We start from the raw sequence: 16368 nt of genomic DNA on the forward strand, positions 1-16368 counted from the left end.
CGCACCGTTCGGATTAACTGCGCCCTTTCAACCGAACAGATGGTAAACCTTTGACGCATTTTTCGCTTGGTTGATCTGCGACATCTCTTCGAAAATCGCCTGGCGCTCGCCGGTCGTCACCTCAAGCAACTGCTGGTACACCACCAACAGGCTTTCCAGTTTCTCGCGCAAGGCGCCCTCGTCCACCGGCGCTTCGCTGAGCACCTCATCAATCACCGCGCGGCAACCCAGGTCCAACTCGCCCACAGCTTCCCAATTGCGCTCGGCCAGCGCGCCGAGAAGGGCTTCGCGGGTTTCGTCGATGCGTTGCAGTGCATGGCTCATGATGTGTCCCTCAAGGCGATCGGCCTTATTGTGGAGCGATGGCATCCCAGCCGGTCTTGACGGTGATCAGCAGGCGGGCGACTTCGTCGATCATCTCGGCGTCGTTGACGCGATTGGCCTCGACCAAGCGATTGCCCATGTAGTTGTACAGGGCATCCAGACGCTGGATGGCGGCCGGATCTTCGGCTTTCTCCGGCTCCAGGCCATCGCGCAGGCCCGAAATGATTTCGATCGCCTTGCCCAGCATCAGGCCCTTTTGCGCGATGTCCCCACGACTCAACGCACCCTTGGCCTGCGCCATGCGGTCAAGGCCACCTTCCATCAGCATTTGCACCAGGCGATGCGGGCTGGCTTCGGAGACTTGAGCGTGGGCGTTGACCTTCTGGTACTGACGAAGGGCTCTCATTGGGTTCATGTTGCTACCTCGTAACTGGGCGACAATCGAATAGGTTTGCTTAACCAGTTTTTCGACCGTGACAACCAAAACTTTAATCCAGCACCCTGCGCCAGGGCCCTCTAAATGGGGCCCGGCACACGCCGTTTGTCAGTTCGACTTCGGATTGTTCAGCGAGTTGAGGGTGGTCAGGATGCTGGAGCTGCTGGCGTTGATCTGCGCGATCATGGTGTCCATCGCCGTGTACTTGGCGGTCAGGGACTTCTGCAAGGCATCCATGCGCCGCGTCAGGTCGTCGGTCTCTTTGGTCAAGTCGGTCAACTTGTTGTTGAGATCGGTCGCCCGGGTCGCCAGCGTGCCCGTGGTGCCCACGTAACTCTTGGTCGCCTTGTTCATACGCGTGATCAAGCCAGTGTCGCCAGTGAACAGCTTGGCAATATCGCCAGCACCCTTGACCACGGCCTTGTCCCAGGTTTTGTCATCCAGGCTCAGCAGACCGGTTTTCTGGTCGGTGGTGATGCCCATCTGCGCCAGGCTAGTCATGGTGCCCGCACCGGAGCCGTTGACCAGCTCTGAGCGCAGGCTGTTGACCAACTGACGCATTGACGCGTCGCCGGTCAAGGCACCTGCGGTGGTGGTGGAAGCATCGCCGGTGGCGGTGACTTTGGTCTGGGTATTGATCGCCGTCATCAGCGTGTTGTAGGCACTGACGAAGGACTGCACCGAGGTTTTCAAGGTGTCGGTGTTGCTGGCCACGGTGATGGTGGTCGGCTTGGTGATGTCTACCGTGTCCAACAGGTCCAGGGTCACGCCGCTGATCGCCGAGGTGATCTTGTTGCTGTTCGATGACATTTCAATGCCATCAATGGAGTACTTGGCGTTGGTCGGCGGCTTGCCTTTGTCGTACCCGGTAGCCAGTTGCGAATCACCGCTGAGGGTGATGTCGGTGCCTTCGCCCATATTGGTCGAGGTCAGTACCAGTCGCGCCCCATTGGAGTCGCTCAACACGTTGGCACTGATACCCTGGGACGAGAGCTGAGTATTGATGGACTCGCGCACCTGTTGCAGGGTTGCGCCGCCGGGGATGATCACGTCGTAGCTTTTGCCGGACTGGTTGATGGTCAGCGTCTGGTCTTCGTCCGTGCTGTTGGCCTTGCCCGAAGCACCATCCACATTCACTGCGGTGGTGACTTTGGAAGCGGTCGCCAGGTGATCGACTTTCAACACGTACTTGCCGCTGGAGGCGCCGTCACCCAGGGTGACCTTGGCGTTTTTCTCTTCCGAAGAAGACGCCGCCAGCCCGTTGAAGGCCGAAGCATTGTTCAACTTGGTGATCGCCGCCTGGTAGGCTTCCAACGCCGTCTTGACCGAGCCCACGGCAGACAACTGCACGGTGGCTTTCTTCTGCTCGTTGGTGATCTGAGCCTGCTTGGGCGCCTGCTCGGCACCTACCAGCGCCTTGACGATTGCTTGGGTGTCGTAGCCCGAACCTGGGCCGGAAATCGTTGAACTAGCCATTTGCCATTCTCCTTGTTCTGCAGCGGCCGTTTTTTGGCGCTTATACGCCTAGACCGCAATCAGAAACATGTTTCGTGCCAACTCAAGCCTTGCTATCAAACAACAGGCTGCCGGCATCGCTCAGGTTCTGCGCCAATTTCAGCGCGGTCTCCGATGGAATCTGTCGAATCACTTCACCACTGTCAGTGGCGATCACCTTGACCACTACCTTGCCGGTAGAGTCATCGATGGAAAAATCCAGGTTGCGCTGTGAAGCCTGCACAAACTCACGCATATCGGTAACGGCCTTTTCCAGCGCGACGCGCTGCGGCTCTTCACTTTTGATCGGCTCATTGCTGGCCACAGGCTTGGCCTGGGACACCACTGCGCCAAGGTTGGCCGGGGCCGTAGCTGCGGGGTAAGACGAGGTCAGCTTGATGCTCATGTCCATGTCACCACCTCCAAACTGAAAAAACGGAAGGGCACGTCGTTAAACGCACCCTCCCGTTATTTAACCGCTAGCGCTATTACTGAAGCAGCTTCAGAACAGACGATGGCAGTTGGTTGGCCTGGGACAGGATCGCAGTGGAAGCCTGTTGCAGGGTTTGTTGCTTGGTCAGCTCAGCGGCTTCAGAAGCGAAGTCAGCGTCTTCTACGCGGCCTTTGGCAGCGGAGGAGTTCTGCGAAATGCTCTGCAGGTTGGCCACGGTGCTGGCGAAGCGGTTTTGTACGGCACCCAGCTGCGAACGCTGGCTGTCGATCTGCTGCATGGCGTCGTCCAGAGCCTGGATGGCCTGCTGCGAAGAAGCGGCAGTCAGGATGTTCAGGTCGGAAACGCTGGTTTCCATGGTGACGGCGGTTTTGGTGCCGGCAGCAGCAACAGTGGTCAGCCCCAATGCAGCAAGGCCAGTACCGGCGCTGCCGTCCTTGATGGTGATGTCTTTGTCAGCGAACAGGTTCAGGGTACCGTCAGCGTTTTTGCTGGCTTGAACACCGGTGCTGGCACTGTTGATCGAAGCTACGATCGCGTCAGAGGTGTCGCCCTTCTTGAACTTGACTTCAACGCCGTTCACGTCGATCGAGGTGTCAGCGGTCAGTTTGGCTTGGGTAGTACCGGCGGACAAGCCCAGTTGGGACAGGGAACCAGCGGAGGTGTTGGCCAGCTTGATGTCAGCGCCGTTACCCGAAGTGACTTTGAAACGACCGTCCGCACCGAAGGTAGCGGAAGCACCAGTAGCGGTACCACCAGCTGCGGTTTCAAGCTTGGTCAGCAGGGAAGCCTTGGTATCGCCAACAGCCCAAGCTACAGCGTTACCATTTACAGAGATCGAACCGGCAGCAGTCATGTCACTCGAAACTGCCTCGGTACCGGCAGTCAGGCCAAGAGCGCCCAGACCGCTAGTACCGGCAGTCGGTGCTGCCAGAACGATAGCCTTGTCGGAAACCAGGCTTACTTTACCGGTGGCATCGGCACTAGCGGTTACGCCAGTAGTTGCAGTTTGTGCGTTGATGGCAGCTACAGCAGAGGTAGCAGCAGCGGTACCAGCAGCACCAGTACCGAGAGTGATATCGGTGCCGTTGATGTTGATGGCTTCGCCAGCCAGAACGGTGGCAGCAGCAGAACCAGTTGCGACAGCTTTATCAGCCACAACCGAACCAGTAGCAGTAGCAGCCAGACCAGTCATCGCGGTGCCATTTACAGCCGCTTCTTTGTAGTTACCCTTCAGCGCAGTCGAGCTGATGTCGGTCATACCGAACGAGATAGTCTCGTTGGCGTTGGCGCCGATCTGGAACGCTACGTTGCTGAACGAGCCGTCCAGCAGGTTACGACCACCGAAGGTGGTGGTGCTGGCGATACGGTTCAGCTCGCCCACTTTAGCGGTGAATTCTTGCTGCAGGGAAACACGGTCAGCGTCGCTTTTATCACCGTTGGCCGCTTGCAGGGCGAGTTCACGCAGACGCTGCAGGGTGTTGGTGGATTCTTGCATCGCGCCTTCAGCGGTCTGGGCAATCGACACGCCGTTGTTGGCGTTGGCGATGGCAACGTTCAGGCCTTTGACCTGGTTGTTCAGACGGTTAGCGATCTGCATGCCGGCAGCGTCGTCTTTGGCGCTGTTGATTTTCAGGCCGGAGGACAGACGGTTCATCGACTGGCTCAGAGCGTCGGAAGCTTTGTTCAGGTTCTTCTGGACACCCAGGGAGGTGATGTTGGTGTTTACTGATAATGCCATGACGAAATCCTCGTGGTTTGGATACTGCGGCTTCCGGCCCTGGCGACCGCCGGGTGTGGCCTAGAGAACCTACGTAATAGTTATCGTCGTGGTAGCCGGTTGCTTGAGGATTTTTTTGATTTTTTTTAGTAGCCCTGTGCCAGCCCTTGTATTTCAAGGCCTTATAGAGGCGTGAAACGCCAGCAATCACGGGTTACTGGCGCCAAAACTTCGCCTGTAGGAGCGAGCTTGCTCGCGAAGAACGTTAACGATGATGCGGGCATTCAGGATGCACGCGGCGCTCTCAGGTTCTTCGCGAGCGAGCTCGCTCCTACAGGGGGCGCAAAAAAAACGCCGATGATCGTGGGATCATCGGCGTTTTTTTGTGCAGAGGCTAAAGCATCACGGGCGATAGAGAATCGCCGAGCCCCACGACAGGCCCACGCCAAAGCCGCTGATGGCCACGCGCTTCCAGGTGGCGTCCATCACGTGCTTTTCCAGCAGCAGCGGGATGCTCGACGACACGGTGTTGCCGGTCTCGACCATGTCCTTGATGAACTTGTCCACCGGCGCCTCTTCAAAACGACGTGCCACGGCATCGACGATGGCTGCGCTGCCCTGGTGGATGCAGAACGCATCGATGTCATCGGCCTTGAGGTCCGACTCGGCGAGCAGCTCGTGCAAGTGCGCGGGCACCTTGAGCAAGGCGAAGTTGAACACCTGGCGGCCGTTCATGAAGAACACGCCGTCGCTGACCTTCAGGTGGGGCGCACCGGAACCGTCGGTGCCGAACTTGGACTTGCCGAGCAACCAAGGCGCGTCTTCGCCCATCCAGGTGGCGGTGGCGGCATCACCGAACAGCATGGTGGTGTTGCGGTCTTCCGGGTCGACAATCTTGGAGTACGGGTCGGCGGTGATCAACAGGCCGTTTTTCAGGCCCGCTGCCTCCATGAAGCCCTTCATCGCGTAGATGCCGTAGACGTAGCCGGAGCAGCCCAGCGAGATGTCGAACGCGGCAACGTGGGTTGGCAGGCCCAGCTTGTCCTGCACGATGGCGGCAGTGTGAGGCAGGCCCTCTTCATCGCCGTTCTGGGTGACGACGATCAGCGCGTCGATGGACTCGCGCTTCAATTGCGGGTTGTTGGCAAACAAGGCGTTGACCGCCTCGACACACAGATCCGAGGTTTCCTGTGCCGCTTCCTTGCGCGGCAGGAACGCCGAACCGATCTTGCCGATGATGAATTCTTCATCCTTGGCGAACTTGGCACCCTGGGCGTAGTTATCGATCCCGTCCGCCGGCACGTAACTGGCGATGCTTTTTATGCCAATCATTGTGGCTTCCCAATACTAAATAGCTGGAGAACACCCCTCGGGCTATGCCGGAAGTGCTGACAATAAAGGGGATAACCCCATAAAAATCCCGCTGAAAGCCGCCGATGAAGGCCCTGTGACGACTTATCCTTTTCACACGATACAGTGAAGATGCGCTTTATGACTCACAGGTCACTCAATTGTGCGTGGTTTATGCAAAACCTTTCAACAATTTGGCCCCGCAAACGACGACGGCCCAGCCTGTTTCCAGGCTGGGCCGTCGTGCACAGCGCCGATTACATCTTGTTGAACAGGCTCAGCTGCGAGATCTTCACAAAAGCCAACTGCGAGGCTTGCAGCATGGTTTGCTGCAAGCTCAGGTTGATGGCGGCTTCGGCGAAGTCGACATTGCCCAGGTCATTCATGGTGGTGGTATTGGCCAGGTCCAGGCTGATGTTTTCCTTGGACTGAATATCCAGGCCATTGAGGCGTGCGCCCAGAGAGCCGCGTGCCTGGTCGATCTGGCTGTAGGCATTGGTCAGGTTGCCAATGGACTTGGCCACCACATCCTTGAGTTCCTTCTGCGCCGCCGGGTTGCCGTCTGACGGCGTCTCCAGGATTTTGCGCAAGTGGCTCAGGGTGTCGAGGACGTTCTCGTTCTTGTTGCTGGTGGCACTGATCGAAAACTGGTCACCGGCTGCCGGCGCCGGTGCGGTGGTGACATCGAAGGTCACCCCTGCCGCCGTGATGGTGGTTGCGCCGGCCGCCAGGGTGCCACTGGCGATGGATTTGCTGTCTGCGGTATACGGTTGCGCATACAGGTCATAGGCACCGGCCGCGCCAAACTTGACGACGACACCCGAGTTGGGAAAGGTGCTGGCGTAGGCCGCCGGATCGCTCACCGTGCCGCCGCTCAATTGGGCAGTGGACGTATTGCTCGGGGTGCGCGAAACGCTGAAAGTGTCCGGCTTGACCGACAGGCTGAACTCGCGATCCTTGACGATAGCGTCCGACGGCGCGCCGGGCAGTATATCTTTGCCCAGGGCGTCTTTGCCCAGGTTCAAACCGATGTCGAACTTGACCCCGCGCAGATTGATACTCGAACCGCCTTCCTTGGTGGCATCGAAGGTGCCGTTGCCAGGAATCTCCGAGGTGATGTCCTTGCCGGCATTGTCCGTTACGACATATTGGGTGCTGCTGGTGAAGGTCAGCTTATACGGCTGACCGTCGGAAAAGCTGCTGTTATAGCTGGTGTTGGCCGCGATCAGCCCGGCAGACACGGTGACCTTGCCATCATCGACCGCTGGCGGCACGAGGATCGGTGCCGTTTGCGTACGACCCGTATTCGCCGAGCTTTCCAGCATACTCTTGGCGGTGTTGCCCATGGCAACCGACAGGTTTTCGGCAATCTTCAGGCTCAAGGGCGTGTCATCGCCCTGGTAGCTGTAGGTGCCGTCATTGTTGCGGGTGTAGGGAGGTGTGTCGGTCTTGCTCCCGGAGAACAGGTAATTACCGCTGGCGTCCTTGGTATTGAGCAGGCCCAGGACCTGGTCTTCAATGGCGCCAATTTCGGCGGCGGTCGACTTGCGGTCAGCGTCGCTGATGCCGACGTTACCCGCCTTGAGCGCCAACTCACTGGCCCTTTGAATGGCGATATTGATATTTTCCAGCACGCCGTCCTGGGTGGTCAGCGAGTTCTTCAGCGTGCTGATGTTGCCATTGAACTGAGCCAGCATGTCTTTCTGCTGTTGCAGCATCAGCAGCCGCGCCGCCGCCACCGGATCATCTGCAGCGGTTTGCACACGGATACCGGTGCTGGCCTGGTCCTGGGCCTTGACCACGCTGGAATAGTTACTCTGGTACTTGGCAGAGCTGGTCTCGAAATACTGCTGTGTAGAAATACGCATCGTCCCAGCCTCCCTTAAAGAGCATTCATCAGTGTGGTGAAGGTTTCTTGCGCAGCCTTGATGATCTGCGACGACGCGGTGTAGTACTGCTGGAACTTGATCATGTCACCCGCTTCGTCATCCAGGTTGACCCCGGACACCGAGTTGCGCGCATCTTTATTGGCGCTCAGCAACGCACCGGTGGCAGCGCTGTCGACCCCGGCCTGGCTGGCCTTGGCGCCGACCGTGGAGACCAGCTTGCTATTGGCCCCCACCAGGCTGGTACCGCCGTTGCCCTCGCCCATGCCGACGGTGGCCTTGGTTTGCAGGTTCAGCAGCTCTTGGGCGTTACGGCCATCGGACTTGCCGCCACTGTTGAAGGCGAAGGTGGTGCTGTCGCCGTCTGCCGGGGAGCCGTTGACGGTGGTGTCGAACTTGAAGCTCTTGCCAGGGATGGCTGCGCCGCTGGCGTCGCGCATCGGTACGTCGACGGTGATTTTGTTGCCCTGCCCCGGAATAATCGAACCGGTACTGATCGGGTTGCCCTTGGCGTCGCTGATCGTATAGGACTGCGTGCCGTCGGCGGCGGGCTTGCCGAATACCATCTTCACCGGCATCGAGTTTTCAATACCGGCGCGCAGTTGCGCGGTGTCGGTGCCGCCATGGATATCCAGCGGTACGGTCAACGACGGCTGGGTAAAGGTGCCCGTGCCGCTGTTGGTCGTGCTGCTGGTACCCTTCAACGGGCCGGCAAACGCCAGCTTGTTCGCATCGGTGAGCGCCACGCCAATACCGCTTGCGCCGGTGGCGGTCGGGCTGACTTTGAAACTGTCGCCAAACGCCATGGTGCCCTTGCCGTCCAGCGCCAGGGTAAAGCCATCCATGGTCGGCGGCGGTGTGGAGCCCATGTCAAAGGTGCCCATGGCCTTGCCGTCCGAGCGCAGTACCGTGACCTTGTTGGGGTCGGTCTTGTCGCTGAAAGTCACGGTGTAGTCAAACGTGGACAACTGGCTGCTGTCCTTGATCGTCACATTCAGGTTGCCTGCCCCGGCACTGTTGCCTGAGGCGCCCTGGCTGCGCGAAGCAATGGCGGCGGCGCTGTTGATGTCTTTGAACAGCGAAACGCCAAAGTCACCATTAAGGTCCAGGCCTTGGCCCAACTGGTTATTGATGGTGTCGGCGGTCGCGATGGCGATACGGCCCAGGTCGTTGATAGCCGGCATCAAGGCATCACTGCGATAACGCAACAGGCCACCGATGCTGCCGCCACTGATGACGCCGCCCAGGTCCATGGTGGTGCCGTTCATGTCCAGTTGAATGGTGTACTGGCTGTTATCGGTTTTGCTCGGCACCGCCGAAATCGTATTGGAAATCCCGCCTTCTACCAGCGACTGGCCGCTGCCGGTGGTCACGCTGAACTGGCCGTTTTTCTCGGTGGCCGTGACGCCGATCAGTTCATTGAGCGAGCGTACCGCCTCGTTACGCGAGTCCAGCAGGTTGGCCGGCGCATTACCCGACGCGCCCTGCACTTGGGAGATCTGCTTGTTGAGCGAGGCAATCGAGGCGGTCAATTGATTGACCTGCTCACTCATGCTGCTCAGTTGGTTGTTGATAGTCTCTTTCTGCTGGGTCAACTGCGTCGAGATTGCGTTGAAACGGCTGCTCAGGGTCTGGGCGTTGGTCACCAGCAGTTGGCGAGCCGACAGGTCGCTGGGGTTGGACGCTGCGGTCTGCAAAGTGGCGAAGAACGAACTGAGCACCGAAGACAGACCGGTGGTCTTGTCCGACAGCACTTTGTCGACGGCGCCGACCTGATCCAGATACGCCTTGGCATCGTTGTTCAGGGCCGTGCTGTTCTGGTAAGCGGTGTCCAGGTATTCGTTGTACACCCGGCGTACGTCGGCCAGGGTGGTACCGGTGCCGATGAACACGCCGCCGAACGGGTTCGACGCATTGGTATTTTGCGTGGTCTGCTGACGCGAGTACCCCGGGGTATTCACGTTGGCGATGTTATTACTCAAGACCGACAACGATCCTTGAGCGGCATTGAGCCCTGACATCCCGATACTGAGCAAACTCATGGTTCAGACCTTATAAATGTGTGGTTGCGCCAGCGGCAGCGTAGTTCTGGTAACTGTTCATGGTTTTTGCGATCTGCGAAATCTTGCTGGCGTAATCCGGGTCGGTTGCATAACCGGCTTTTTGCAACTCGCGTACAAACTGTTCCGGGTTGTCGGCTGATTTCACAACTTCTTTATAGCGATCATGGCTTTGCAGCAGGGTCACGAGGTCGTGGAAGCTGTCCTGGTAGGAGCTGTAGGAACGGAATTGCGCCGTTTCCTTGACCATCGCCCCATCGCGAAACTCGCTGGTGATCGCCCGGGCCTGACCGCCCTGCCAGCTCTGCCCGGCCTTGATGCCGAACAGGTTGTGGCTGCTGCTGCCGTCTTCGGCACGCATGACTGATTTGCCCCAACCGGTTTCCAGTGCCGCCTGGGCCACCAGGTACTTGGGGTCGATACCAATCCGTGCGGCAGCGGCCTTGGCCATCGGCAGCATGGTGGCGACAAATTCATCCTGGGAGCTGAAGGCTTTCTTGGCCGGCGCCAGCGGTGGCTGGGCAATGGCGCGGCCATGCACCTGCATGCGCCCGCTCGGCACGGCAAAGCTACGCGCGCTGCTGTTGATGACCGTGTCGTCGGCAGCGCTGTTACGCAGGGGCGCGGCTTTGGCTTCGACCGGAGCGTTCGGCACGATGCCCGCCAGCAGGCGGTCGGCCAGCTTGCTGGGCAAGGCGATACGGCGCTGGTTCATCAGTTCCATGTCGTTGGCATGGGTGCTGGCGCCCTCAGGCACGGCCACGCGATACGCCCACAAAGGCCGCTGGCCATTGGAGCGGCCCAACGGGCCTTCGGCCTGGGTACCGGCGGCAATCTCGGTCGGCACATCGACTTTCTTCACCGGCGCGTCCGCCGCCGGGCCTTGCAAGGTGGCGGCCTGGGCCTCCACCGGCTTGTTCTTCTGCATCTGGCGCATCAGCACATCGGCCAGGCCGATACCGCCACCTTCGCGGGACATCGACACCGCCAGTTGCTGGTCGTACATTTCCTGGTATTGCTTGGCGGCCGGGGTGTTCAGCGGGTTGTCCTTGCCCAGGGCCTCGGTGGCCGAACGCATGGACTTGAGCATCTCGTTCAAAAACAGCGACTCGAATTCCTGCGCCACTTTGCGCAGGTTGCCTTCGCTGTTTTTGTCGTCACCGACCTTGAGCTGGTTAAGCCGGTTCAGGTCGGAGTAAGACCCCGAGTCTGCCGTGCTGCTGATGCCGCTCTTGCGCATATCCATGGCCATGGCCTCAGATCACGATCAGGTCGGCTTGCAACGCGCCGGCCTGCTTCAAAGCTTCGAGGATCGCCATCAAGTCGCCGGGCGCAGCGCCCACCTGGTTCACCGCACGGACAATCTCGTCCAGGGTGGTGCCGGGGCCGAACTTGAACATCGGCTTGGCTTCTTGCTGGGCATTGACCCGCGAGCGCGGCACCACGGCAGTCTGGCCACCGGACAACGGCCCAGGCTGGCTGACGATCGGGTCTTCGGTGATCGTCACCGTCAGGCTGCCGTGGGTTACCGCCGCTGGCGAGACCTTGACGTTCTGGCCGATCACGATGGTGCCGGTGCGCGAGTTGATGATGACTTTCGCCACGGCCTGGCCTGGGTCCACTTCAAGGTTTTCCAGAATCGACAGGTAGTCCACGCGCTGGCTCGGGTCCAAAGGCGCAGTGACGCGAACCGAGCCGCCGTCGATGGCCTGGGCCACGCCAGGGCCGAGCATGTCGTTGATCTTGTCGACCACGCGCTTGGCGGTGGTGAAGTCGGAGCGGTTGAGGTTCAGGGTCAGGCTGTTGCCTTGGTTGAAACCACTCGGCACGGTGCGCTCAACCGTGGCGCCACCGGGGATACGCCCAGCCGACGGCACGTTGACGGTGATCTTCGAACCATCGCGGCCTTCGGCGTCAAAACCGCCGACCACCAGGTTGCCCTGGGCGATGGCGTAGACGTTGCCGTCGATACCTTTGAGCGGCGTCATCAGCAAGGTACCGCCACGCAGGCTCTTGGAGTTACCCATGGACGACACGGTGATATCCACCACCTGCCCCGGCTTGGCGAACGCGGGCAGATCGGCGCTGATCGACACCGCCGCGACGTTCTTCAACTGCACGTTGCCCGAGCCTGGCGGTACCTTGATGCCGAACTGGGAGAGCATGTTGTTGAAAGTTTGCAGGGTGAACGGCGTCTGGGTGGTCTGGTCACCCGTGCCGTTGAGCCCCACGACCAGGCCATAGCCGATCAACTGGTTGGAGCGCACGCCGGAAATACTGGCGATGTCCTTCAGGCGCTCGGCCTGGGCCACAGCACTCAAGGCCAGCAAAAGCGCCATCGCCATCAGCTGTTTGAACTTCAAAATGGCCACCTAGAAAGGGAACAGCGGGCTGAGGAAGAAGCGGTCGAACCAGCCCGGCTGGCTCGCATCGGCGAACGAACCGGTGCCCGAGTAGGTAATGCGTGCATCGGCAATGCGCGTCGACGGCACGGTGTTGTCGGTGGAGATGTCATCGGCGCGGACCATGCCGGCGATGCGCACCAGCTCGTCGCCGGTGTTGAGGGTCATCCACTTTTCACCGCGCACGGCAATGATGCCGTTGGGCAATACATCGGCGACGGTCACGGTGATCGAACCGGTCAGGCTGTTGCCCTGCCCGGCCGCGCTCTTGCCGTTGGTGGCGCGGTCGCCGCTGTAGCCGGCGTCCAGGCTCAGGTCACCACCGCCCAGTGGGTTGTTGGTGTTCAGGCCGCCGCCGAACAGCGAGGTCAAGCCGATGCTGGTCTTGCTGTTCTTGCCGATCTGCGAGTTGGCGTTCTTGCTGGCCTGGGTCTTCTCGTTCAGGGTGATGGTGATGATGTCACCGACCCGGAACGCCTTGCGGTCGCTGTACAGGTTCTGCTCAAAACCGGCCTGGTAGATCGAGCCATTGTTGGCCGCCGCCGGCAGCGGCGTGCGTGGCAACACCGGCGCGTAGTACGGGTCATTGGGCTTTGGCGTGGGGGCGACACAGCCCGCAAGCACGGCGATCCCACTCAATGCCAACACACAAACATAGCGATTCATGACCCTAACCTCACGGTGTTGCAGGCACCCTCAAGGGCGCCCCATAGACTTGATTACAGATTCTGCGTAACGAACGAAAGCATCTGGTCGGCGGTGGAAATCACCTTGGAGTTCATCTCGTAGGCGCGCTGGGTGGTGATCATGTTGACCATCTCCTCAACGGTGCTGACGTTGGAGGTTTCCAGAGTGCTTTGCAGCGTGGTGCCGAAGCCGTTCAAGCCAGGGGTGCCGATTTGCGGCGCGCCACTGGAGGCGGTTTCCAGGAACAGGTTGTTGCCCATGGCCTGCAGGCCGGCCGGGTTGATGAAGTCGGCGGTTTGCAGGTTGCCGATCACCTGGGACGCTGGGTTGCCAGCGACGGTGATGGACACGGTGCCGTCGTTGCCGACGGTGAAGGTCTTGGCGTCGGGCGGCACCACGACAGCAGGCTCCAGGGCGAAACCGTTGGCGGTCACGATCTGGCCGTTGGAGTCCAGGTGGAAGGTGCCGTCACGGGTGTAAGAAGTGGTGCCATCCGGTTGCAGCACTTGAAAAAAGCCCCGGCCGTTGATCGCCATGTCCAGGGGCTGGCCGGTTTGCTGCAGGTTGCCGGCGCTGAAGTTTTTCTGGGTGCCGACGATCTGCACACCGGTACCCAGTTGCAGGCCCGACGGCAGTTCGCTGTCCTGGGTCGATTGGGCGCCCGGTTGCTTCTTGATCTGATAGAGCAAGTCCTGGAACTCGGCGCGGTCACGTTTGAAGCCCGTGGTCGACACGTTTGCCAGGTTGTTGGAAATGGTCGTCAGGTTGGTGTCCTGGGCGGACAGGCCTGTCTTGGCAACCCATAGAGCCGGAAGCATGCTGTTCTCCTTCGTGCGCCGGATGGTTGGCGCTGCGTTGCAAATTAGTTAATGGGCTTGGATCAGCTCATCTGCATGACGCGCGTCATGGCCTGGTCGTCTTCTTTAGCGCTGTTCATCATCTTGATATGCAGCTCGAACTGCTTGGCCAGCGCCAGCACCGCGGTCATTTCTTCCACGGCATTGACGTTGCTCGCCTGCAGGAAACCCGAGGTCAGCCGCACGTTCGCGTCGGCCTGGGCCGGTTGGCCATCCTTGGTGTGGATGGTGCCGTCCAGGCCCTTGGTCATGTTCTTGAGGTCAGGCTGGACCATCTTGATACGGTCCACTTCAGCCATCACCCGCGGGCCTTCGCCCATGGCGCGGATGCTGATAGTGCCGTCCGAACCCACTTCGATTTTCTGCTGGGGCGGCACGGCGATCGGGCCACCGTTGCCCATGATCGGCATACCGTTGCCGGCACGCAGCACGCCCAGGGCATCCACGTTCATGCTGGCGCTGCGCACGTAGGCTTCGCCGCCATCCGGGGTTTGCACCGCCATCCATCCGTCGCCGCTGACGGCTACGTCCAGGTCGCGGCCGGTCTCGATCATCGCGCCCGGTGAAAAGTCGGTAGCCGGACGTTCGGTCATGGCAAACGCCCGCGCCGGAAAGCTGTCACCGAACACCGGCATCGAACGCGCCTGTTCCAGGTCGCGCTGAAAGCCGTTGGTGGAAATGTTCGCCAGATTGTTGGCATGGGCCTTCTGCGCCAGTGCATTCTGGCTGGCGCCGGTCATTGCCACATAAAGGTACTTGTCCACGCTCTATCCTCTTTCTGACGGACGCTTGCCGCCCACCGCTGTACTGAGGAGGCTTAAGCAATTTGCGAACCAACTTTTCAAAAGAGGCGCAAACCCAGGCTCGGCGGGGGTTTCGTGGAGGTATGTGAAATTGGCAGGGGAGAAACAGTCGAAAAAACGGCGGACTACTGCCGCCTGCGGCAAACACCGGCCCTCAAACCGGTAGAGATCAAATGTGGGAGCTGGCTTGCCTGCGATAGCGGTTGGGCAGGCACTGATATGCCAACTGACAGTCCGCCATCGCAGGCAAGCCAGCTCCCACCGTTTTAACTGCGAGCGGCCTTGAGCACTTCGTAATCACGCAGTTTGTTGGCAATGGTGGTGTGCGACACCCCCAGGCGCTTGCCCAACTGGCGACTGCTCGGGTGTTCGGCGTACAGGCTTTCCAACACCGCCTTTTCAAAGCGCCCGACGATATCCTCCAGGCTACCCTCCAGGGAAAAATCGCCCAGCGGCTGACGCACGCCATAATCGGGCAAGCGAATATGCTCAACCTTGACCGTGCCGCCTTCGCACAACGACACCGCTTGGAACAGCACGTTTTCCAGCTGCCGCACATTGCCCGGCCAGTGGTAGTGGCTGAGCTTGTCCATGGCCGCAGGTGCAAGCTTGGGCAGTGGGCAACCGATCTGCCGACTGGCCTGGTCGAGAAAGTGCTCGACCAACGGCGCAAGGCCATCCAGGCATTCGCGCAACGGCGGGATATGCAACGACAGCACATTCAGCCGGTGATAAAGGTCCTGACGAAACTCACCCCGGGCGCAGAGTTCCGACAAATCTACCTGGGTCGCGCAGATCACCCGCACGTCCAGGTACACCTCTTCATCACTGCCCACCCGGCGAAAACAACCGTCCTGCAGAAAGCGCAGCAGCTTGACCTGCAAGCGCGCGCTCATTTCTCCCACGCCATCGAGAAACAAGGTACCGCCCGCCGTCAGCTCAAGCAGGCCCAACTTACCTTCCGCCCGCGCCCCTTCAAATGCGCCGGGGCCGTAGCCAAACAGTTCGGTCTCGGCCATCGACTCGGGCAACCCCGCGCAGTTGAGCGCCATCAACGGCGACTGCCCGCGCGGGCTGGCCAAGTGGCAGGCCCGGGCCAACAGCTCCTTGCCGGTGCCGGTTTCGCCTTCTATTAATAGTGGCGCATCCAGGGGCGCCATGCGTCGCGCTTCACGTACCACTGCGGCCATGACCTTGGAGCTCTGGAAGATGCTGTCGAAACCGCGCAGCTCTTGCTTGCGCACGTTATAGATACGCTCACCGACACGGTCGGCACGGTGCAGGGTGAGCACGGCGCCGGCCATGGCTTCACTGTCATCGTGCTCGGAGGATTGCAGGGGCGCGATGTCCGCCAGAAATACGTCGCCCTTGACCTTGACCCGCAGGCCATTGATTCGCGATTTGCTGGCGCGCACCAGTTCCGGCAGGTCGAAATCCTCGGCGTAACGCGACAGGGGAATCCCCGGCACTTCATCCACCCGTACGCCAAGCAACTGCGCCGCCGCACGGTTGGCGGCCACGATGGAGCCGCCCATATCAATGGACAGCACCGGGAACTCCAGGGCGCCGAGCAACGCATTGAGCTCCATATGCCGCCGCTCACTGGGCATCAGCCCTACCCGCTTGACCCCGAACACCCCGGCAATCGCCTCGAACTGCGGGCGCAACGCCTGGAATTGCATGTTCACCAGGTTGGGGCAGAACAGGTAGATGGCATTGCCGTGCTCGCCGCCGACTTCGCCCTTGGCGACGTTGACGCCGTACTCCACCAGCAGGTTGAGGATGTCCCGCAGGATGCCGATGCGGTTCTGGCAGTGCACTTTGATACGCATGGAAAGACTCGAAAAGGGAGTAGGCGCCGCGTCTTTTTGTCGCCGGGCGCAGATAGTCGTCAAGAT

At 60.1% G+C, this 16368-nt stretch carries 14 protein-coding genes; all 14 read right to left on the reverse strand.

All coding sequences use genetic code 11. The features are described 5' to 3' along the window. Positions 1-27 precede the first annotated feature (27 nt). Positions 28-324 (reverse strand): hypothetical protein, encoded by a 297-nt coding sequence (locus tag GIV35_RS14890; protein WP_014719354.1) that lies wholly within the window; start codon positions 322-324, stop codon positions 28-30. Positions 325-349: 25 nt separating this feature from the next. Then, positions 350-739 (reverse strand): flagellar export chaperone FliS, encoded by a 390-nt coding sequence (fliS, locus tag GIV35_RS14895; RefSeq protein ID WP_020302689.1) that lies wholly within the window; start codon positions 737-739, stop codon positions 350-352. Positions 740-868: 129 nt separating this feature from the next. Beyond that, a complete protein-coding gene (fliD, locus tag GIV35_RS14900) occupies positions 869-2236 on the reverse strand; it encodes a flagellar filament capping protein FliD (protein WP_223023159.1) in 1368 nt (455 codons plus the stop codon). A gap of 82 nt (positions 2237-2318) precedes the next feature. Beyond that, positions 2319-2666: a flagellar protein FlaG gene (locus tag GIV35_RS14905; RefSeq protein ID WP_198843161.1), complete on the reverse strand. Its 348-nt coding sequence runs from the start codon at positions 2664-2666 to the stop codon at positions 2319-2321. A 76-nt stretch (positions 2667-2742) separates the two neighbouring features. Beyond that, positions 2743-4446, reverse strand: a complete 1704-nt coding sequence (locus GIV35_RS14910) for a flagellin N-terminal helical domain-containing protein (protein WP_223023158.1) — start codon at positions 4444-4446, stop codon at positions 2743-2745. A 381-nt stretch (positions 4447-4827) separates the two neighbouring features. Next, positions 4828-5757, reverse strand: coding sequence for a ketoacyl-ACP synthase III (locus GIV35_RS14915; RefSeq protein WP_057011796.1), 930 nt, complete (start codon positions 5755-5757; stop codon positions 4828-4830). Positions 5758-6032: 275 nt separating this feature from the next. After that, positions 6033-7643, reverse strand: a complete 1611-nt coding sequence (locus GIV35_RS14920; RefSeq protein ID WP_223023157.1) for a flagellar hook-associated protein 3 — start codon at positions 7641-7643, stop codon at positions 6033-6035. A gap of 14 nt (positions 7644-7657) precedes the next feature. Further along, a complete protein-coding gene (gene flgK, locus GIV35_RS14925; RefSeq protein WP_223023156.1) occupies positions 7658-9703 on the reverse strand; it encodes a flagellar hook-associated protein FlgK in 2046 nt (681 codons plus the stop codon). A 10-nt stretch (positions 9704-9713) separates the two neighbouring features. Beyond that, positions 9714-10973 carry a flagellar assembly peptidoglycan hydrolase FlgJ gene (gene flgJ, locus GIV35_RS14930; protein WP_236265456.1) on the reverse strand — a complete coding sequence of 420 codons (1260 nt, stop codon included), beginning with the start codon at positions 10971-10973 and terminating at the stop codon, positions 9714-9716. Positions 10974-10977: 4 nt separating this feature from the next. Then, entirely contained in the window at positions 10978-12087 is a 1110-nt protein-coding gene (locus GIV35_RS14935) for a flagellar basal body P-ring protein FlgI (protein WP_161793221.1), read from the reverse strand. A gap of 6 nt (positions 12088-12093) precedes the next feature. Beyond that, positions 12094-12789: a flagellar basal body L-ring protein FlgH gene (gene flgH, locus GIV35_RS14940; protein ID WP_034126774.1), complete on the reverse strand. Its 696-nt coding sequence runs from the start codon at positions 12787-12789 to the stop codon at positions 12094-12096. Between the two features lie 53 nt (positions 12790-12842). After that, positions 12843-13628, reverse strand: coding sequence for a flagellar basal-body rod protein FlgG (flgG, locus tag GIV35_RS14945; RefSeq protein WP_003192986.1), 786 nt, complete (start codon positions 13626-13628; stop codon positions 12843-12845). Between the two features lie 62 nt (positions 13629-13690). After that, positions 13691-14431 (reverse strand): flagellar basal body rod protein FlgF, encoded by a 741-nt coding sequence (locus GIV35_RS14950; protein ID WP_003192988.1) that lies wholly within the window; start codon positions 14429-14431, stop codon positions 13691-13693. Positions 14432-14736: 305 nt separating this feature from the next. Next, on the reverse strand, positions 14737-16302 hold the full coding sequence (locus GIV35_RS14955) for a sigma-54-dependent transcriptional regulator (protein WP_198716388.1): 1566 nt from the start codon (positions 16300-16302) through the stop codon (positions 14737-14739). Positions 16303-16368: the final 66 nt, after the last annotated feature.

Source organism: Pseudomonas sp. PA-1-6B (assembly GCF_021609545.1).
Taxonomy (GTDB): domain Bacteria; phylum Pseudomonadota; class Gammaproteobacteria; order Pseudomonadales; family Pseudomonadaceae; genus Aquipseudomonas; species Aquipseudomonas fluorescens_BV.

Coding starts and splice junctions, on each gene's coding strand:
- flgG (WP_003192986.1), bottom strand. CDS start 13,628: ATGCTTCCGGCTCTATGGGTTGCCAAGACAGGCCTGTCCGCCCAGGAC.
- GIV35_RS14915 (WP_057011796.1), bottom strand. CDS start 5,757: ATGATTGGCATAAAAAGCATCGCCAGTTACGTGCCGGCGGACGGGATC.
- GIV35_RS14955 (WP_198716388.1), bottom strand. CDS start 16,302: ATGCGTATCAAAGTGCACTGCCAGAACCGCATCGGCATCCTGCGGGAC.
- GIV35_RS14910 (WP_223023158.1), bottom strand. CDS start 4,446: ATGGCATTATCAGTAAACACCAACATCACCTCCCTGGGTGTCCAGAAG.
- fliD (WP_223023159.1), bottom strand. CDS start 2,236: ATGGCTAGTTCAACGATTTCCGGCCCAGGTTCGGGCTACGACACCCAA.
- flgJ (WP_236265456.1), bottom strand. CDS start 10,973: ATGGCCATGGATATGCGCAAGAGCGGCATCAGCAGCACGGCAGACTCG.
- GIV35_RS14890 (WP_014719354.1), bottom strand. CDS start 324: ATGAGCCATGCACTGCAACGCATCGACGAAACCCGCGAAGCCCTTCTC.
- fliS (WP_020302689.1), bottom strand. CDS start 739: ATGAACCCAATGAGAGCCCTTCGTCAGTACCAGAAGGTCAACGCCCAC.
- GIV35_RS14905 (WP_198843161.1), bottom strand. CDS start 2,666: ATGGACATGAGCATCAAGCTGACCTCGTCTTACCCCGCAGCTACGGCC.
- flgK (WP_223023156.1), bottom strand. CDS start 9,703: ATGAGTTTGCTCAGTATCGGGATGTCAGGGCTCAATGCCGCTCAAGGA.
- flgH (WP_034126774.1), bottom strand. CDS start 12,789: ATGAATCGCTATGTTTGTGTGTTGGCATTGAGTGGGATCGCCGTGCTT.
- GIV35_RS14920 (WP_223023157.1), bottom strand. CDS start 7,643: ATGCGTATTTCTACACAGCAGTATTTCGAGACCAGCTCTGCCAAGTAC.